Annotated in this window: 18 protein-coding genes; 8 read left to right on the top strand and 10 right to left on the bottom strand. The window is 72.8% G+C overall.

Translation table 11 applies throughout. The annotated features are described in order from the left end of the window. Window positions 1-47: 47 nt before the first annotated feature. The 9 genes from FB388_RS37335 to FB388_RS37295 all read right to left on the bottom strand — a co-directional run bounded on the left by FB388_RS37335 (window position 48) and on the right by FB388_RS37295 (window position 6,579). Complete coding sequence (locus FB388_RS37335; RefSeq protein WP_246122781.1) at window positions 48-401, bottom strand: winged helix-turn-helix transcriptional regulator; 354 nt, start codon at window positions 399-401, stop codon at window positions 48-50. A gap of 45 nt (window positions 402-446) precedes the next feature. Beyond that, window positions 447-1,001: a carboxymuconolactone decarboxylase family protein gene (locus FB388_RS37330; protein ID WP_211362458.1), complete on the bottom strand. Its 555-nt coding sequence runs from the start codon at window positions 999-1,001 to the stop codon at window positions 447-449. Between the two features lie 16 nt (window positions 1,002-1,017). Next, window positions 1,018-1,452: a VOC family protein gene (locus FB388_RS37325; protein WP_142107353.1), complete on the bottom strand. Its 435-nt coding sequence runs from the start codon at window positions 1,450-1,452 to the stop codon at window positions 1,018-1,020. After that, the gene (locus tag FB388_RS37320; protein ID WP_142107352.1) at window positions 1,449-2,243 is read right to left on the bottom strand and encodes an alpha/beta fold hydrolase; all 795 of its coding nucleotides are present in this window, start codon (window positions 2,241-2,243) and stop codon (window positions 1,449-1,451) included. Before FB388_RS37320 ends, FB388_RS37325 begins: the two co-directional genes overlap by 4 nt. A gap of 49 nt (window positions 2,244-2,292) precedes the next feature. Beyond that, entirely contained in the window at window positions 2,293-2,640 is a 348-nt protein-coding gene (locus FB388_RS37315) for a helix-turn-helix transcriptional regulator (protein ID WP_142107772.1), read from the bottom strand. Between the two features lie 165 nt (window positions 2,641-2,805). After that, window positions 2,806-3,846, bottom strand: a complete 1,041-nt coding sequence (locus FB388_RS37310; protein WP_142107351.1) for an ABC transporter substrate-binding protein — start codon at window positions 3,844-3,846, stop codon at window positions 2,806-2,808. Between the two features lie 9 nt (window positions 3,847-3,855). Further along, window positions 3,856-4,683, bottom strand: a complete 828-nt coding sequence (locus FB388_RS37305; protein WP_142107350.1) for an ABC transporter permease — start codon at window positions 4,681-4,683, stop codon at window positions 3,856-3,858. After that, window positions 4,680-5,459 carry an ABC transporter ATP-binding protein gene (locus FB388_RS37300; RefSeq protein WP_142107349.1) on the bottom strand — a complete coding sequence of 260 codons (780 nt, stop codon included), beginning with the start codon at window positions 5,457-5,459 and terminating at the stop codon, window positions 4,680-4,682. The genes FB388_RS37305 and FB388_RS37300 overlap by 4 nt, the downstream gene beginning before the upstream one ends. Before the next feature lie 163 nt (window positions 5,460-5,622). Continuing rightward, window positions 5,623-6,579 (bottom strand): FAD-dependent monooxygenase, encoded by a 957-nt coding sequence (locus FB388_RS37295; protein ID WP_211362457.1) that lies wholly within the window; start codon window positions 6,577-6,579, stop codon window positions 5,623-5,625. Here FB388_RS37295 and FB388_RS40115 point away from each other — a divergent pair. From FB388_RS40115 to FB388_RS37260, 7 genes are all read left to right on the top strand, one after another. Beyond that, on the top strand, window positions 6,554-6,865 hold the full coding sequence (locus FB388_RS40115) for a TetR/AcrR family transcriptional regulator C-terminal domain-containing protein (protein ID WP_211362456.1): 312 nt from the start codon (window positions 6,554-6,556) through the stop codon (window positions 6,863-6,865). The two genes, FB388_RS37295 and FB388_RS40115, sit on opposite strands and share 26 nt — an antisense overlap. A gap of 32 nt (window positions 6,866-6,897) precedes the next feature. Further along, window positions 6,898-7,755: a molybdenum cofactor guanylyltransferase gene (gene mobA, locus FB388_RS37285; RefSeq protein WP_211362455.1), complete on the top strand. Its 858-nt coding sequence runs from the start codon at window positions 6,898-6,900 to the stop codon at window positions 7,753-7,755. Window positions 7,756-7,783: 28 nt separating this feature from the next. After that, window positions 7,784-9,586 carry an aldehyde ferredoxin oxidoreductase family protein gene (locus FB388_RS37280; RefSeq protein WP_142107346.1) on the top strand — a complete coding sequence of 601 codons (1,803 nt, stop codon included), beginning with the start codon at window positions 7,784-7,786 and terminating at the stop codon, window positions 9,584-9,586. A gap of 72 nt (window positions 9,587-9,658) precedes the next feature. After that, a complete protein-coding gene (fdhF, locus tag FB388_RS37275) occupies window positions 9,659-12,577 on the top strand; it encodes a formate dehydrogenase subunit alpha (protein ID WP_142107345.1) in 2,919 nt (972 codons plus the stop codon). Continuing rightward, window positions 12,574-14,349 (top strand): NAD(P)H-dependent oxidoreductase subunit E, encoded by a 1,776-nt coding sequence (locus tag FB388_RS37270; RefSeq protein WP_142107344.1) that lies wholly within the window; start codon window positions 12,574-12,576, stop codon window positions 14,347-14,349. Before fdhF ends, FB388_RS37270 begins: the two co-directional genes overlap by 4 nt. Further along, window positions 14,346-15,563, top strand: a complete 1,218-nt coding sequence (locus FB388_RS37265) for a molybdopterin molybdotransferase MoeA (RefSeq protein WP_142107343.1) — start codon at window positions 14,346-14,348, stop codon at window positions 15,561-15,563. The genes FB388_RS37270 and FB388_RS37265 overlap by 4 nt, the downstream gene beginning before the upstream one ends. Continuing rightward, entirely contained in the window at window positions 15,560-17,476 is a 1,917-nt protein-coding gene (locus FB388_RS37260) for a molybdopterin biosynthesis protein (protein ID WP_142107342.1), read from the top strand. Before FB388_RS37265 ends, FB388_RS37260 begins: the two co-directional genes overlap by 4 nt. 24 nt (window positions 17,477-17,500) lie before the next feature. Here FB388_RS37260 and FB388_RS37255 read toward each other — a convergent pair whose 3' ends face one another. Then, complete coding sequence (locus tag FB388_RS37255) at window positions 17,501-18,121, bottom strand: TetR family transcriptional regulator (RefSeq protein ID WP_142107341.1); 621 nt, start codon at window positions 18,119-18,121, stop codon at window positions 17,501-17,503. Between the two features lie 59 nt (window positions 18,122-18,180). Here FB388_RS37255 and FB388_RS37250 point away from each other — a divergent pair, with 59 nt between their 5' ends. Further along, the gene (locus tag FB388_RS37250) at window positions 18,181-18,477 is read left to right on the top strand and encodes a cupin domain-containing protein (protein WP_142107340.1); all 297 of its coding nucleotides are present in this window, start codon (window positions 18,181-18,183) and stop codon (window positions 18,475-18,477) included. Window positions 18,478-18,500: the final 23 nt, after the last annotated feature.

The raw sequence follows: 18,500 nt of genomic DNA, 5'->3' as shown, positions 1-18,500 counted from the left end.
CAGCAACAGGCTCCATAACGATCTTCAACACGCCGATGCAGCACGTCTCAGCTGCCAGAACCACGTTCCACAACCTCCGCCCACCGCACCGCCCACGAACGCAACGGCGCGATCGCATCGCCGAGGTCCTCACCGAGCGCCGTCAGGCGGTGGGCCCGGTTCTCGTCCTGCTCGACGAGGCCGGCGGCGCGCAGCTCGCCGAGGCGCGTGTTCAGCACGGTCGGGGACAGGCCGTCGCACCGCTCCTGCAGCGCCCGGAAGCCGACCGCCCCGTCCCGCAGCTCCCAGAGGATGCGCAACGCCCACCGCCGGCCCAGCAGGTCGAAGGCCGCCATGATCGGGCGGCCGGACCGCGATCCGCGGACCGGCGAGCCGGGGAGGGGTGCCGTGGGGTCGTTCACGGGCCCATTGTCGCCGGAGGGCCTGATCCGCTACGAACTCCGTAGCTAGTCCGGGAACCGCGGGGCCCACGGCTCGAGCGGCAGCTGCACCGAGGTGATCACCGTGGACAGCGTCCGGTACCAGCCGCAGAGGATGATCAGCTCGATCAGCTGGGCGGGTTCGAAGATCGCAGCGAGCTCCTGCCACGTCCCGTCGGTCAGCCGGCCGTCGGAGAGCTCGTCGGCGGCCGTGACCAGCAGGCGCGTGCGCGGGTCGAAGACCGGGGCATCGGCAGGGGCGGTCGCCAGCGCCGCCAGGGTGGCCTCGTCGAGACCGACCGACGGGCCGAAGACCACCGCGTGCACGCCCCATTCGTACTCGGCGCCCGCTCGCGCCGTGGTGCGCTCGATGAGCACCTCGCGGTCCCTCGCCGGCAGCAGCCCCTTGTTGAGCAGCCCGGACGCCATCGGCCGCATCCGGTCGGCCAGGTCGCGGTGGACCGCGAGCACGCGGAACAGCAGCAGCGGATCGAGCGGGGAGCCCGGCGGCATCAGCTTGCCGAGCAGCCGCTCGACGTCCTCGTCGTAGGGAGGGTGCACCGGCGCGATTCGCGGCTCCATCCCTCGACGCTACTGATTACGTAGCAGTCGTGCGGATCTCGTCGAGCGTTCTCGGTTGCGTCAGCCGCCAGTGGTTGCCGAACGGGTCGCGGAACGCGGCGTCGATCCCGTAGAACCGCTCCTCCGGCTCCTCGATGAACTCGACGCCCCGCGCCTTCAGCTCCTCGTACGTCGCCCGGCAGTCGTCCGTCTCGAGGGCACCGAGCCCCAGGTAGCCGCGGGCGACCAGGCTGCGCAGCTGCCCGGCGATCGGCTCCTCGACCACGGGCGGCTCCGGCACGACGAGCATCATCGGCGTGCCGGGCCGACCGGGCGGGTGCACGGTCAACCAGCGGAAGCCGTCCATCTCGCTGTCGATGCCGACCTCGAAGCCGAGCACGTCCACGTAGAAGCGCTTGGCCTCGTCGAGGTCCAGTACGTTCAGGCAGACGAGCGCGAACCCCGTGATCACGGCTGTCGAGCGTAGGGCGCGCCGACGAAGTCGTGCACCGCCGATGCGAGCGCGTCCGGCGCGACGTCGTGGGTCTGGCCGGGCAGCTCGCCGTAGGTCGCGCCGGGGATCTCGCCTGCTGCTGCCTTGCCGGCGGCGCGGAACCAGTCCGGGCTCGCACCCCCGGTGAAGACGGCGGTGGGGGCGGTGATCGCGGCGAAGCGCTCGGCGGGGATGCTCCCGTCGCCCGTCACGGCGGCGTCGTAGGCGAGTGTGGGCGCGAGCCGCTCACCCAGCTCCCAGTACGGCGACCGCCGCATACCGGCGATCGCATCGGCTGGGAGGCCGACCACGGTCATGAACAGCTCCAGCGCGTCGCCGCGGCGCCCTTCTGCCAGCAGCGCGGTCGTCCGTTCTGCGTACTCGCGCGCGGCGCGCCGGGCGGCGGCGTCGAGCCGGAAGGGCGGCTCCCACATCACGAGGTGCCCGACCGGCAGCCCGGCGGCCGCGGCGTGCGCCGCGAGCACCGCGCCCGACGAGAGGCCGACCACCACCGGCGAGCCGCCCGCCGCGGCGAGCAGGACCTCCAGGTCCTCGATCTCGCGCTCGACGGCGTACGGGAGGGTGTCGGTGCTGTCTCCGCGGCCGCGACGGTCGTAGTTCAGCACGGTGAAGTGGGCGGCGAGGCCCTGCGCGATGCGGGCGTCGACGGCGCGGTCGCACGAGGCTCCCGCCACGAGCACCAGCGGCGGCCCCGCACCGATCTGGTCGAAGGCGATGGTCGTTCCGTCTGCCGAGGTCACTGTCTCCATGGCGGGGACGCTACGAGCGCGACCGCAGCCGCTGCTTCTCGAAAACCGCTCAACCTGCCGGGCGGGTGTACCGGCGGACCAGGCAGGAGGGGATGGCCGCGAGCTCCTCGTGGCCCGCGCGGCTGCGGTAGGAGGTGGGGCTCTCGCCGACGAACCGGCGGAACTGGGTGCTGAACGACCCGAGGCTGGTGAAGCCGACGGCGAGGCAGACCTCGGTGACGGACAGCTCGCCCGCGCGCAGGAGCGCCTTCGCCCGCTCCATCCGCCTGCGCAGGAGGTAGCGGTGGGGGGTCTCGCCGAAGGCGGCCTTGAACGACCGGCTGAAATGGTCCTCGGACACGTGGGCGCTACGGGCGAGCGCAGGCACGTCGAGCGGCCCCGCGAAGGCGCGGTCCATGAGGTCCCGCACCCGCAGCAGGTGCCGGGCGAGCGGAGTCGCCGGTGGGCCCGTCACGGGGCCGACGGTAGCTCCTACCAGGCTGCCGTGACGGGAACGGCGTTCCACAAGCGGACTACAGCAACGGGATCACGGCCGTCTCGGTGGGGTTCGGGTAGCCGCGCCTCAGCGCCGGGCCCCGGCGCGCTCGCCGAGCTGCTTGATGGCGTCGGTCGCGGGCCCCGTGTCGATGAGCCGGTCGACCGGCGGTGGGTCACCCTTGAGGATCCCCAGCTGCCCCATCGACTCGACCGTGCTGCGGATCCGGTCGGGGTCGAGGCCGGTGTTCAGGGGGAAGACCTGCCGCTGCGTGAGCAGGATGTCGTAGGACTCGGCGATGATCGAGTCGTCGAAGCCGGTGGCGTCGGCGACTATGCGCACCGTCTCGTCCTTGTTGCTGTACATGAACCGGTGGGCCTTGGTGAGGGCGGTGAGCAGCCGCGAGGCCGTCTCCCGGTTGGCCTCCAGCCAGGAGCGCGACACGAAGAACGTGCCGTAGTGGTAGTTCGGCACGATGTCGGCGAGGTTCGCGAGGACGTGCAGGTTGCCGTACGAGTGGGCGGCGGCGACCGCTTGCTCGGTCTGCAGGATGGCCGACTGGATGCGGCCGTCCACGAGGGCCGCCGTGTAGGACTGCGCGTCCACGGGCACGTACTGCACGTCGTTGGGCGTGAGACCGCCCTGCTGGAGCACGAGCCTGGTCATGACCTCGCGGAACGCACCGACCTCCTGCACCCCGAGCGGGCGTCCGCGCAGGTCGGACGGGGTGAAGACGTCCTTCGGCGTGACGGCGGAGACCGCCAGCCGGTCGCTGAAGGACCCGATGATGACGACGTCACCACCGCCCGCCACGGCGTTCACCACCGGCTCGATGCTGGACGCCCCGACGTCGAGCTGCCCCTCGGCGACGGCCTGCACCACCGAGACTCCCGAGCGGAAGTTCTGGATCTCGGCCGCGACGCCGTAGTCGGAGAGGAAGCCCTTCTGCTGGGCGACGAGGATGTCGGCGTTGGCGAAGCTCGTGACGCCGGTCGGCAGGCCGATCCGGAGGATGGGACGCCCGCTGGCGGCCGCCTCGGCCTCCTGGCCCAGCGTCCCGCACCCGGCGGTGAGCGCGGACAGCGCGACGAGAGCGACGGCGAGCAGCCTGCGCGGTCGTGACGACATGGATTCCCCTCAGTCTCTCGCCGACCAGCGGACGACGCGACGCTCGACCAGCTCGAGGAGCCCGGTGAGGATCACCCCGAGCGCCGCGATCACGAGGATGGGCACGAACGTGCGGTCGGTCTGGAAGCTGTTGGCGTTGGTGACGATCAGGTAGCCGAGCCCGGAGAACGCCGTGAAGAACTCGGCGACGATGATGCCGATCAGCGCGCGCCCGATCGCGAGCCGGAGGCCCGTGACGACGTACGGCAGCGCCGACGGCAGGATGAGGTCGAACCACATGCGACGCTCACCCGAGCAGAACGAGCGCGCCACCTCGACGAGCTCGCGGTCGACCTCCTGCACCCCGCGCATCGTGTTGATCAGCACGGGGAAGAGCACGAAGAGGATCACCACGACCGTCTTGGCGGTGGGCCCGAACCCGAACCAGACCACGATCACGGGGATCAGCGCCACGGTGGGGGTGGCGTAGAGGGCGTTGAGCGGCAGCTCGATCAGCGTGGCGAAGACCTGGTTGCGGCCGGCGGCCAGCCCGATCACGAGCCCGGCCGTGACGCCGATCAGCGAGCCGACGCCCAGTACGACGAAGCTCTCCCCCATCGCCTTGGGCAGGGTGCCGTCCGCGACCATGTCGAAGGCGGCGGCGATGATCGCGGTCGGGGAGGACAGCAGGATCGGGTTGATCGCGCTTCCGTAGAGCTCCCACGCCACCGCGATAGCGACCACGGACGTCAGCCGTAGCGCCCACCTCGTGCTGGGCGACAGCGAGCCGGCCGACCTGCGGGTGCGGACGCGCGACGCGGGACGGGTCGCGCCGGGCCCCTCGACCACGGTGCTCATGCGCTCTCCAGCACGCGGTCGGTGCCGACCTGCAGGGCGTTCCACAGCTGCTCACGCAGGTCGGCGTACGACTCGTGGGAGCGCACCGCGCGGGCCGACCGCGGCCTGGGGATGTCTACCGGGACCTCGAGCGCGATGCGCCCTGGCGGGCCCGCGATCACGACGATCCGATCGGCCATCAGGATGGCCTCGTCGACGTCGTGCGTGATCAGCATCGCCGACATGCCGGCGTTGCGCTCCCAGAGCTGCAACACCTCGTTCTGCAGCACCTCACGGGTGATCGCGTCGACCGCGCTGAACGGCTCGTCGAGCAGCAACAGCTCGGGCTCCATCGACAACGCGCGGGCGATGCCGACGCGCTGCTTCATCCCGCCCGAGAGCTGGTGGGGATAACGCTGCTGGGCATGGGTGAGGTTCATGATCTCGAGCAGCTCGTCGACCCTCGGGCCGTAGCCGGTGCGGCCCTGCACCCGCAGCCCGTACTCGACGTTCGCCCGCACCGTCTTCCACGGGAACAGCCCGAAGTGCTGGAAGACCATCGAGATCCGGGGCGTCGGCTTGCGGATCTCCTCGCCGTCGAGCTGGACGGACCCCGCCGCGGGCGGCAGCAGGCCGGCCACGGTGCGCAGCAGGGTGGTCTTGCCGCCACCGGACGTGCCGATGATGCACACGAACTCGTGCTCGGCGACGGAGAGCTCGATGTCGTCGAGGATGTGGTTGCCGCCGAGCGACACGGACAGGTGGTCGACGACGACCTTGGGCTTCGTCTCGTTCATCGGCCCCCCGAGGGCATCCGCTGCTCTGCTGGTGCCCGCAAAGACTACAACCAGTTTCAGAAAGCCTTTACATTCGGGCACGTTAGGGCCATTCGGGTGTACTGTCAACAGTGCCGGTTACTCACCGAATACAATTAGCAGCCGAAATTAACCGGCTATTTTCTCACAGCACGTCGGGCTGGTGTACATCGGCCCGGCCACGCGCGAGCACCCTGTTCAGGGCGTCCTCGAGAGCAGCGGCCGGCCCGGGCGTCGCCGCGTGGGCGCGCCAGGCGACGTACCCGTCCGGTCGCACCAGTAGCGCGCCGCTCTCGGCGATCCCGGCGGCGTGGGGCCACCGCCCGTGCGGGTCGCTCAGCAGGGTTCCGGGAGCGATGCGGTGCGCACCGATGTCGATGCCGAGGCGGGCCGCCACCTCGGCCGCCGCGCCCACCCACTCGTCCCCGGCCACGCCCGTCAGGACGGTGAACCGCGACCGGACGAGGTCGAGGCTGGAGATGCGCTTGCCGTCCAGGTCCAGCCAGAGGTGCGGCAGCCGGGAACCGGGCGCGCCGTCGAAGTCCAGTTCCACGTCGACCGTCGACGGCAGCTCCGGTTGCGGATCGACCACCGCGGCGGAGTCGTAGCGACAGGCCAGCTGCACGACCGGGGCGGCCGCCACTCCCGCCGCGGCACGGGCGGCGTCCGCGGCCGGCCCGGTGCCCCAGTGCAGCCGGGCGTCGGGGAGCCTGCGCAGCGCCTGGTCGAGGGTCCACGCCGCGACGGGGTGCCGTTCGGCCTCGTAGGTGTCCAGGAGGGCCTCGCCCGCCTCGCCGCGGAGCACCGCCGCCAGCTTCCACGCGAGGTTGTGCGCGTCGGCGATGCCGGTGTTCAGGCCGAACGCCCCGATGGGCGAGACCGCGTGCGCCGCGTCGCCGACGAGGAAGACCCGTCGGTCGGCGAACCGGTCGGCGATCTCGCCGCGCGGTCGCCACGGCAGGACGCTGCGCACCTCGACGTCGAGCTCAGCGTCCCCGACCGCCGCGCGGACCAGCTCCCGGCAGCGTTCGGGGGTGAAGTCGTCGACGGTCTCGCCTGCCTCCGGCTGGTACCCCGTGGTCGGGGCCGCCTTCGAGCTCACGCCCGACGCCACGCTCGCGCTGAACGTCGTCGGCACCGTCATGGCCTACGTGCTCGGCGCCGTCGCATCCGAGCTCGCCGACCTGCAGGCGCAGCGGCGGACCGGGCTGACCGAGGCGCAGTGGCAGGCGAGCGTCGGCCCCTACGTCCGCCGGCTCCTCGACAGCGGCGAGTACCCGCACCTGGCCCGCCGGCTCTACGAAGCCGATGACGACATCGCTCCGGAGGAGCGGTTCGCGTTCGGGCTCGCGCGCGTGCTCGACGGGGCGGCGGCGATCGTCCGGTAGCGACGGCCGGACCGTCCTCTAGTGTCGGATCCGTGGTCGGGCTCGCTGAAGCCGCCGGCGTGGTCCTCGCCGGGGGCCGGTCGTCGCGGATGGGCCGCCCGAAGGCCGCCCTCGAGTGGCACGGCTCCACCCTGCTGCACCGGACCACCGCCCTGCTCGCCCGCACCGTCGGCGGGCCCGTGCTGGTCGTCGCCGCTCCCGGCCAGGACCTGCCCGAGCTGCCGCCCGGGATCGAGCTGGTGGCCGACCCCGTCGAAGGGCTGGGGCCGATGCGGGGGCTTGCCACGGGCCTGGCCGCGCTCGAGGGGCGCGCACCGGCCGCCTTCGTGTGCTCCACCGACCTGCCCTTCCTGCACCCCGCGCTGGTCCGGCGGGTGCTGCGCGAGTTCACGGATCCGGAGACCGACGTCGTGCTCCCGGTGGCCCGCGGCTACCGGCAGCCACTTGCCGCGGGCTACCGCACGGCGCTCGCCGGGCTGGTGGAGAAGCTGCTGGGTGAGGGGGACCTGCGGCCGGGGATGCTGTTCCGGCACTGCCGGGTCACCCAGCTCGACGACGACGCCCTGCTGGCCGACGCCGAGCTGGCACGCGCCGACCCCGCGCTGGACTCGCTGGTGAACGTCAACGAGCCCGACGACTACGCGGCCGCGCTCGCCCGGCCGGAGCCGGAGGTGGTGGTCGAGCGGTTCGGGGCGCTCGCGAGCGGCGGGCAGCGGGGACCGCGCACGGTCCGCGCGGCCTCCCTCGGTGCGGCGGCCGCCGCGGTCGGGATCGCGCTCGACCGGCACGTCGTCGCGGCCGTCAACGGGGACCAGATGACCCGCGACGCACGCCTGCCGCTCGTCATCGGGGACACCGTCGCCTTCTTGTCGGCCGACGCAGGGGGCTAGAGCGCCCTGGCAGGCCTAGGCTCGTGTCGTGCCGGCCGGTGGATATTTCGGGCGAGCCCTGGTGGTCGACGTCGGGGACCGCGAGGCGACGAGCGCGCCGCTCCCCCTCGACGACGCAGTGCTGCGCGCCTACCTCGGTGGGGTCGGGTTGGGTACCTGGCTGATGCACCGGCTGGCCCCGGCCCGGGTCGACCCGCTCTCCCCGGACGCGCCGCTGGCGTTCGTGTTCTCCCCGCTCGTGGGGACCCCGCTGACGACGAGCGCGAAGTTCGCGGTGGTGGCCAAGTCGCCGCTCACCGGGCTGCTCACCGATGCGCTGGCGTCCAGCAGGTTCGCGATCGCCGGGAAGCTGACCGGGAACGACGCGATCGTCATCCGGGGCAAGGCGGCGGAGCTGTCGGTCCTGCTCGTCGACGGCGACGGGGCCCGGCTCGAGCCCGCTCCGGAGCTGGCCGGCATGCCGGCGGCGCAGACCGAGGCGGCCGTTCGGGAGCGGTTCGGGCGCGGCTGGCAGACCGCTGCCATCGGTCCCGCCGGGGAGCGGCAGGTCCGCTACGCCACGGTCAGCCACGACGGCCGCCACGCCGGGCGCGGCGGGCTGGGCGCGGTGCTGGGGGCCAAGAACGTCAAGGCGGTGCTGGTCCGGTCGGCGACCCGGGTGGAGATCGCCGACCAGACCGCGGTGCTGGCCGCGGCGAAGGACCTGCGGACACGCAGCTTCGGACCGGCCACTGCGAAGTACCGCGAGCTGGGCACGCTGGCCAACCTGCTGGCCTTCAACGCCGTCTCCACGCTCCCCACCCGCAACTTCACCGCGGTCACCTTCGAGGGCGCGCCCCGGCTGGCCGCCGAGGAGCTGCACGAGCTGCGCGGGGTGGCCCGCAACTCGTGCGCGTCCTGCTCGATCGGCTGCGAGCACATCTACTCCCGCAAGGGCGGCGGCACGCAGCGGATGGAGTACGAGAACGTGTTCGCGCTCGGGCCGCTGTGCGGGGTGTCCGACCCGGACGACGTGTTCGCGGCCAGCGCCCGCTGCGACGAGCTGGGCCTGGACACCATCTCGGCGGGCGGCACGATCGCCTGGGCGATGGAGTGCGCCGAGCGCGGCCTGATCGACGCACCCTGGCTGAGGTTCGGCGACGGTGCCGCGTTGCTGCGCGCGCTCGACCTGATCGGCGCCCGGGAGGAGGGCCTCGGCGAGCTGCTCGCGCAGGGCTCGCGCCGGGCGGCCGAGGTCGTCGGCAACGGTTCGATCGAGTTCGCGCCGCAGGTCAAGGGCCTTGAACTGCCCGGGTACGAGCCGCGCACCCTGCAGGCGATGGCCCTTGGTCTCGCGGTCAACGCCCGCGGCGCCGACCACAACCGCTCCGGCGCGTACGAGGCGGACCTCTCCGGCGAGCACGACCGGCTGAACGGCGGGCCTGCCCAGGTCGCCGCGGCGGTGGGCACCGAGGACCGGGCCGCCGTGATGGACTCGATGATCCTCTGCAAGTTCCTGCGCGGGGTCTTCGAAGATCCGTTCACCGAGTGGGCCGCGTTGCTGCAGGCGGTCACCGGTTGGGACCTCGACGCGGCCGAGCTGCACTCGGTCGCGCGCCGGATCGTGCTGGCCAAGCGGGTGTTCAACCAGCGAGAAGGGGCCACGGCCGCCGACGACACGCTGCCGCAACGCATGCTGGATACGCCCCTGCAGCTGGGTTCGGGCCGGGTCGCCGCGCTGACCGCCGAACGTCTCCGCGCGATGGTCGCGGGCTACTACGTCGAGCGCGGCCTCGACGAGGAGGGCCGCCCTGACCGGGAGGCGGAAGCCGCGTTGCTGCTGGGTCCGTGAGGACCGAGAATCGCCGGACCGCGGAGGAACGGCTATGTTGTATGCGGTATGCACGATCGGTTGGGAGTCGAGATGACAGCCGTGCAGGATGCGTCCGCCGCAGTGCGGACGATCACCGCTGAGATCGACGGGTTCGCGGTCACCGTGCCCGAAGGCACCTCCATCTACGACGCGGCCAAGCAAGCCGGGGTGGACATCCCGGTGCTGTGCCACGACGAGCGCTACGACCCGGTCGGTGTGTGCCGGATGTGCGTGGTCGACACCGGCGGGCGCGTGTTCGCCGCCGCGTGCGTCCGCCCGTGCGAGGACGGGATGCAGGTCAAGACCTCCACCCCGGAGCTCGAACGCAGCCGCGCCACCCTGACCGAGCTGCTGATCTCGGACCAGCCGCCGCGGGCGGAGGACCCCAAGGACCTCAAGACCCGCGACAATCTGCTGCTCGAGCTGGCCGACGGGTTCGGGGTGGCCCGGGAGACCACCGAACTGCCCTGCGGCTCCGGCCGCGGCACCGACTCGTCCAACCCGGTCATCGACGTCAACCACGACGCCTGCATCCTGTGCGACCGCTGTGTGCGGGCCTGCGACGACATCCAGGGCAACGACGTCATCGGGCGCTCCGGCAAGGGCTACTCCACCCGGATCGCGTTCGACCTGAACGACCCGATGGGCGCCAGCTCCTGCGTCACCTGCGGCGAGTGCGTGCAGGCCTGCCCCACCGGGGCTCTGACCAACAAGCCCATCCGCGGGATCCCGATCCGCCCGCGCGAGGAGCTGGACGCCGTCGAGAGCGTGTGCCCGTACTGCGGGGTCGGCTGTGCGCTGACCTACTACGTCGACCGGGAGCGCGGCGCGATCTCCTTCGCCGAGGGCCGCGACCAGCCCGGTTCGCAGAGCCGGCTGTGCGTGAAGGGCCGCTACGGCTGGGACTACTCGGCCTCGCCGCAGCGGCTGACCACTCCCCTGATCCGCATCGACTCGGCCTACCCGAAGGGCGCCCTGTCCGCAGACGTCCGCGGCGACGGCAACAACGACAGGGGCCGGGTCAACGGCGGCGAGCGCAGCGGCGGTGGCCGCAAGCCTGGCGACAAGCGCGGCGGCAAGCGCAAGCCCGGCGGCCTGGTCGACTACGACGAGGTCATGCCGTACTTCCGGGAGGCGACCTGGGAGGAGGCGCTCGACCTGGTCGCCCGGCGACTGCGCGAGATCCACGCCAGTGGCGGGCCGGGCGCGATCGCCGGGTTCGGCTCGGCGAAGTGCTCCAACGAGGAGGCCTACCTCTTCCAGAAGCTCATCCGCACGGGCTTCGGCACCAACAACGTCGACCACTGCACCCGGCTCTGCCACGCGTCATCGGTGGCCGCGCTGTTCGAGGGCGTCGGCTCGGGCGCGGTCTCCACGACGTACGGCGACGTCGCCAACGCCGACGTCGTGATCATCACCGGCTCGAACCCGACCGCCAACCACCCGGTGGCCAGCTCGTTCTTCAAGCAGGCCCGCCGGCGCGGCACCAAGATCATCTACGTCGACCCGCGGGCGTCCACGGTGGCCGAGCACGCCGACATCTTCGTGCAGCTCAAGCCGGGCACGGACGTGGCGTTCTACAACGCGGTGATGCACGAGGTCATCCGGCTCGGGCTGATCGACCGGGACTTCATCGCGAACCGCACGTCGAACTACGACGAGCTCGCCCGCACCGTCGCGGACTACCCGCCGGAACGGGCCGCGCAGATCACCGGCGTGGACGCCGACACCATCCGCGAGGTCGCCCGCACGTGGGGCGAGGCGGGCGCCGCGGTCGTCTACTGGGGGATGGGGATCTCCCAGCACACCACCGGCACCGACAACGCGCGCTGCCTCATCGCGCTGTGCTCGATCACCGGCAACGTCGGGCGCCCGGGCACCGGGCTGCACCCGCTGCGCGGGCAGAACAACGTGCAGGGCGCATCGGACGCCGGCCTGATCCCGATGTTCTACCCCGACTACCAGGGAGTGGACGCCGAGCAGACCCGGCTGCGGTTCGAGGAGGCCTGGGGCACCCGCCTCGACCCGAAGCGCGGGCTGACCGTCACCGAGATCGTCAAATCGGTGCTGGAGCCCGGCGGCGTGCGCGGCATGTACATGCTCGGCGAGAACCCGTTCCTGTCCGACCCGAACATCAACAAGGTGCGCAAGGCGCTGTCCGCGCTCGACTTCCTCGTGGTGCAGGACATCTTCCTCACCGAGACGGCCGAGTTCGCCGACGTGATCCTCCCGGCCACCTCGTACCTGGAGAAGGACGGCACCTACACCAACACCGACCGGCGCGTGCAGCTCGGCCGCAAGGTGATGGACCCGCCGGGGCAGGCGCGCCCGGACTGGCAGATCGTGCAGGACATCGCCCGGCGGATCGGGCTGGACTGGGACTACGGCTCGCCGAGCGAGGTGTTCGACGAGATGGTCGCGCTGATGCCGTCGTACAAGAACCTGCGGTACGACAACCTCGGGCTGAGCGGGAAGCTCTACCCGAACGACGACCCGGAGCACAGCGACGGCACGGTCGTCATGTTCGACGAGCGGTTCAACACCGACGACGGCCTGGCCCACCTGGTACCGGCGCAGTGGCTGCCGGCCAAGGAGCTGCCCGACGCGGAGTACCCGCTGGTGCTCAACACCGGGCGGCTGCTGGAGCACTGGCACACGGGATCGATGACCAGGCGCTCGTTCGCGCTGGACGCGATCTCCCCGGTGGCGGAGGTCTACATGCACCCGAAGGACGCCGCCGACCGCGGTCTGGCGCACGGTGAGACGGTCCGCGTGCGGTCCCGGCGCGGGACGATCGAGCTGATGGTGCGCATCTCGCACCGCGAGCAGCTGGGCAACTGCTTCATCCCGTTCCACTTCCGCGAGGCGGCGGCCAACCTGCTGACCATCGACGAGGTCGACCCGGTCGGCAAGATCCCGGAGTTCAAGTTCTGCGCCGTGCAGGTCGAGCCGCTGGGGGTGCGGGCATGACAACCGCGGACGAGCTCGCGAGCAAGGTGACCGACCGGGCCGCCGAGGTCAGGGGGCGGCGGGTGCCCGGCGTGGAGGGACGGGCCGGGAAGTTCCCCGGGCCGTCGCTGATCCCCGCGCTGAACGCGATCCAGGCCCGGCTGGGGTGGCTGCCGCGCGAGGAGCTGGTGGAGCTCTCCCGCGACGCCCGGCGCCCGCTCTACGAGATCGAGGGCCTGATCTCGTTCTACCCGCACTTCCGCACCGAGCCGCCGACGAAGGTCGCGCTGCACGTCTGCCACGACCTGCCGTGCTTCCTGCGCGGCGGCGAGGCCCGGCTGGCCGAGCTGCGCGAGCGCTACGGCGAGGACGCCGAGGTCGAGCTGGTCGAGGTCTCCTGCCTGGGCCGCTGCGACACCGCGCCTGCGGTGGCGGTCAACGAACGACCCGCGCCCGTCGAGGACGCCGACGCGCTCGTCGCCGGTGCGCGCGGCGGCGACGTCGGCGCCACCCCGGCGAACGTGCGCACCGAGCCGTGGCCCAACGACCCGTACCCGGCCGGATCGCGCGTTGCCGACCGGTACGCCAGCCTGCGCGCGCTCCTGGCGGGCGAGCTGGACCCGGACACCGTCGTGCAGACGCTGAAGGACTCCGGGCTGCGCGGGATGGGCGGGGCCGGGTTCCCGACCGGGCAGAAGTGGGGCCTGGTCCGCAGCACGCAGCCCGGCGGCGTCAAGTACGCGATCTGCAACGCCGACGAGTCCGAGCCGGGCACGTTCAAGGACCGCCAGATCCTCGCCACCCAACCGCACCTGGTGCTGGAGGGCCTGCTGCTGGGCATGGCGGTCGTCGGGGCCGAGCAGGGCTGGGTGTTCATCCGCCACGAGTACGGCCCGGAGGAGCACGTCCTGCGCGAGGAGCTGGACGCACTGCGCGCGGCCGGCGTGATCGGGCCGGACGCCTGCGGCAGCGGGCGGCGGCTGGACGTCGAGGTGTTCGTCTCCCCCGGCGGCTACATCCTCGGCGAGGAGACCGCGCTCCTGGAGTGCATGGAGGGCCACCGCGGCGAGCCGCGCAACAAGCCGCCGTTCCCCGGCAACTACGGCCTGCACGGCAGGCCGACGCTGATGAACTCGGTGGAGACCTTCGCCGACGTGCCGGTGATCCTGCAGCGCGGCGCGCAGTGGTGGGCCGACCAGGGCGCGGGCGACTCGGTGGGCTGGAAGTTCTTCGCCGTCTCCGGGCACGTCGAACGACCGGACGTCTACTGCGTGCCGATGGGCACCACGGTGCGCGAGCTGATCGAGCTGGCGGGCGGCGTCAGCGACGGCCGGCAGGTCGGCGCGGTGCAGCCGGGCGGCGCGTCGTCGAACTTCATCGGCCCGGACAAGCTGGACATGCCGCTGGACTTCGGCACCGCGGTGGAGAACGGCACGATGCTCGGCTCCGGTGCGATGGTCGTGCTGGCCGAGGGCACCGACCTGCTCGCGGCGTCGACCAACGTGCTGCGGTTCTTCCGCGACGAGTCGTGCGGCAAGTGCGTGCCGTGCCGGGTGGGCTCCACCAAGGCGCACACGATCCTGCGCGACGCCGTCGAGACCGGTTCGGACCTGGACGACGACCAGCGGGCGCACATCCTGCGGCTCGAGGAGGTCATGCGCAAGACCTCCATCTGCGGGCTGGGCCAGGTCGCGCTGGGACCGGTGGTCAGCGTGCTCGGGCTGGACAAGGGCGGTGCGGCCGCCCGGCCGCAGCCCCGCCCGGAGGGCGCGGAGGACCAGCCGGACCGGTGACTCGCGAGTTCTTCACAGCGAAGACGGTCGGCGAGGCGCTGGCCGGGTTCCGACCCGCCCGGCGCACCGCCGTCGAGGACGTCCGGCTCGCCGACGCGCTGCACCGGGTGCCGGCCGCGGACGTGCGCGCGCCCACGGCGATGCCCGGCTTCGCCCGCTCCACGGTGGACGGCTACGCCGTCCGGGCCGCCGACACCTACGGCGCCTCCGAGGGCCTGCCCTCATACCTCGACCTGGCCGGAGCCGTGCGGATGGGCGCAGCGCCCACCGTCACCGTGTCGCACGGCAAGTGCGTGGCGATCCCGACCGGTGCCGTGCTGCCGGACGGGGCCGACGCGGTGGTCATGGTCGAGCACACGGCGGAGACCATGCCCGGCACGATCGAGGTGACCCGGCCGGTCGCACCGGGCTCCGGGCTGGTCCGGGCCGACGAGGACGCCGCAGCGGGTGACGTGCTGGTGGGTGCCGGTCGGCCACTGCGCGCCCCGCAGCTCGGGTTCCTGGCCGCAGCCGGTGTGACGACCGTGGAGGTGCACGCCCGCCCGCGGGTCGCGATCGTGTCCACCGGCGACGAGGTGGTGCCGCCGGAGACGCCCACGCTCGCCCCCGGCCAGGTCCGCGACGCCACGGCGTCGGCGCTGGCGGGGCTGGTCCGCGACGCAGGCGGGGAACCGGTGATGGCCGGGATCGTCCCGGACGACCGGGGCGCCCTGGAGTCCACACTGCGGTCGGCACTCGCCGACGCCGACCTGGTGGTCGTCTCGGCCGGGTCGTCGGTCGGGGCCCGCGACGAGACGGCGGGCGCGGTGGCCGCGCTGGGCGAGATCTGGTGCCACGGGCTGGCCGTCAAGCCGGGCAAACCGACGTTGCTGGCCGAGTGCGGGGGTGTTCCGCTGGTCGGGCTGCCCGGCAACCCGCTGTCCGCGCTCGTGGTGTTCCGGCTGGTCGGGGTGCCACTGGTGTGGCGGCTCGCCGGCGCTGCGGAACCACCGCCGGAGCCGACCGTGCGCGCCCGGCTGAGCCGCGACCTGGCCTCCGCCACCGGCCGGCTGGACGTCGTGCAGGTCGCCGTCCGCGACGGCGTCGCCGAGCCGCTGTTCGGGCCCTCCGCGCTGCTGTCCGTGCTGGCGCGGGCCGACGGCTACCTCGTCGTGCCCGAGCCGGCGACCGGCCTCGACGGGGGCACCGACGTGGAGGTCATCCTGTACCGATGACGAGCCCGTTCGTGTCCGACATCCCCGCCGAGCAGGCCCGGCGGGCGTGGCGCGACGCCTGCGCCGCCGCGGGCTGCCCGCCCCGGGTCGACGCGGTGGTGCTGCCGGTCGGGGAGGCGGTCGGGCGCGTCACCGCGGAGTCGGTGTGGGCCCGGCGCTCCTCCCCCGCGTTCGACTCGGCGGCCATGGACGGCATCGCCGTGCGGTCCGCCGAGACCGTGGGCGCCGCCGAGACCACCCCCGTGCTGCTCGACGACTTCGCGGTGGTCGACACCGGGGACCCGCTTCCCGGCGGCTACGACGCCGTCGTCATGCGCGAGCACGTGCACCACACCCCGGACGGGCGCGCCGAGCTGCGCGCCGCGGTGCCGCCGTACCAGCACGTCCGCTCGATCGGCGAGGACATCAGCGCTACGGAACTGCTGCTGCCGGAGGGCCACCGGCTGCGCCCGGTCGACGTCGCCGCCTGCGCCGCGGCGGGCGTCGTCGAGCTGCTGGTGCGCCGCAAGCCCCGAGTGGTGATCATCCCGACCGGCGACGAGATCCGGCCCGTCGGCACCGAGCTGGGCCCCGGCGAGATCGCCGACACCAACTCGATGATGCTCGCTGCGCAGGCCGCCGAGATCGGCTGCGATGCCCGGACCACCGGCATCGTCGCCGACGACCCCGACCTGATCACGGCCGCCGTCCGGGACGCCGCAGGCGACGCGGACCTGGTGATCCTGATCGCCGGTTCGAGCGCCGGGCGCGACGACTACACCGCGCGGGTGGTCGCGGCCGCAGGTGCCCTCGCCGTCCACGGGGTGGCGGTGCGCCCCGGGCACCCGGTCGTCCTCGGGACCGTCGCGGGCGACCCGGCCACGCCGATCCTCGGGGCTCCCGGCTACCCGGTCTCGGCCGCGCTGACCTTCGACATCTTCGCCGCGCCGATGCTGGCCGCGCTCGAGGGCGCCTCCCCGCGGGAGCGCCCGACCACCACGGCCCGGCTGGCCCGCAAGCTGGCCTCGGCCATCGGCTCCGACGACTGGGTGCGCGTCCGGCTGGGCCGCGTCGGCGGCGATGTCGTCGCGACGCCCCTTCCGCGCGCGGCCGGCGTGCTGACCTCGCTGGTCCGCGCCGACGGCCTGCTGGTCGTCCCGGCCGGGGTCGAGGGCCACCACGCGGGCGAGCAGGTGAGGGTGGAGCTGCTGCGCGGCCTGGCCGACGTCGAGCGCACGATCGTCGCGATCGGCTCGCACGACCTGGTCCTCGACGTCGCAGCGTCGGCGCTGCGCGCGGCCGACCCGTTGATCACGCTGGCCTCGTCGAACGTCGGGTCGCTCGGCGGGCTGGTGGCGCTGCGCGACGGGCTGTGCCACGTGGCCGGCTCGCACCTGCTCGACCCCGCCACCGGCGAGTACACGCTGCCGTACCTGGACCGGATCTTCGGCCCGCACGCAGACCTGGCCGTGGTTCGGCTGGTACACCGGGACCAGGGCCTCCTGGTCGCTCCCGGCAATCCGCTCGGCCTCACCGGTATCGCCGACCTCACCCGCCCCGACCTGCGCTACGTCAACCGCCAGCGCGGCGCGGGCACGCGCGTGCTGCTCGACCACGAGCTGGGCAAGCGGGGCATCGACCCGACGACGATCAGCGGCTACTCCCGCGAGGAGCACACCCACCTGGGCGTGGCCGCGGCCGTCGCGGCCGGCCGTGCCGACACGGGCCTCGGCATCCAGGCCGCGGCCCGCGCCTTCGGGCTGGACTTCGTCCCGGTCGCCCGCGAGCCGTACGACCTCGTCCTGCGTGCTGCCGGGCTGGACGACGAGGTGCTCGCACCGCTGTGGGCCCTTCTGGAACAGCACGACTTCCGCAACGAGGTGGAGAAGCTCGGCGGCTACTCCTGCGCCGAGACCGGTCGGCGAATCCGGTAGCCCCCCGGGGCATACCGCCAGAAGTCAGACCGGCGGGCCACCATCGACCATCGCCGAGCGGAGCAACGCGCGGGCCGTCCACCGCATCGTCGAAGCGGCATCCTCCCGCGGGAGACCGGCGACGTCGACCAGCCAGACGAACGCCTCGATGCCGGTGGCCGCCCGGATCGCCGTGGCGAGGCGCCTGCGGTCGAGCTCCGGGTGGGACGTCGCGAGCGGAGCGAGGGCGTCCTCGAGCCAGCCGATGACGCGGCCCCGGCGCAGCACCGGCCCCGTCGGCTCCTGCCCCGGCTCCAGCGACAACCGCAGCGACGCGCGCAGCTGTGGCTCCCAGTCGAGCACGATCCGCGTGGTCTCGGCGACGACGAGCGCGAGCCGCTCCCCCGGATCGTCCGGCGGGTCGTCGGGGAGCAGCGACGTCCGATCGATCTCCGGGTGGGCAGCGCCGACCAGCGCGCGCTGGTTGGGGAAGTAGCGGTACGCCGTGGTGCGCGACACCGCGGCGTGTGCGGCCGCCTCCTCGACGGTGGGCGTGACGCCGGCGCCCAGCAGCTCTCGCGCGGCCGCGACCAGCGCGTCCCGGGTGCGGGCCTTCTGGTTGCGACGGCCCGTCTGCTCGTAAGGGACTGCCGCGGGGGTTGTCATCGCACTTCACGGTACCGTACTGTCCTTCGTGGTACTTCAGTCCCACGAAAGGGGACGCCATGTGCACCGACCCCGTCGAGACGGATCCGGACTTCTACTCGGTGGTCTTCGAGAACGAGCGCGTGCGGGTGCTGGAGTACCGCGACCACCCGGGCGACCGCACCTCGATGCACAGCCACCCGGACATGGTGATCATCCCGCTGTCCACGTTCCGCAGGCGGCTCACGCTGGACGGCGGGCGCACGGTCGAGGTCGAGAAGCGGGCGCACGACGCGGGCTGGGTGCCGGCGACGGCACACGCGGGCGAGAACATCGGCGACACCGACTCGCACTCGCTGTTCGTCGAGCTCAAGTGAGCCGAGCTGAGACGGGCCGGGCG

The sequence above is a fragment of the Pseudonocardia cypriaca genome (assembly GCF_006717045.1).
In the GTDB taxonomy this organism is placed as follows: domain Bacteria; phylum Actinomycetota; class Actinomycetes; order Mycobacteriales; family Pseudonocardiaceae; genus Pseudonocardia; species Pseudonocardia cypriaca.
This window is presented reverse-complemented; position numbering and strand designations above follow the sequence as displayed.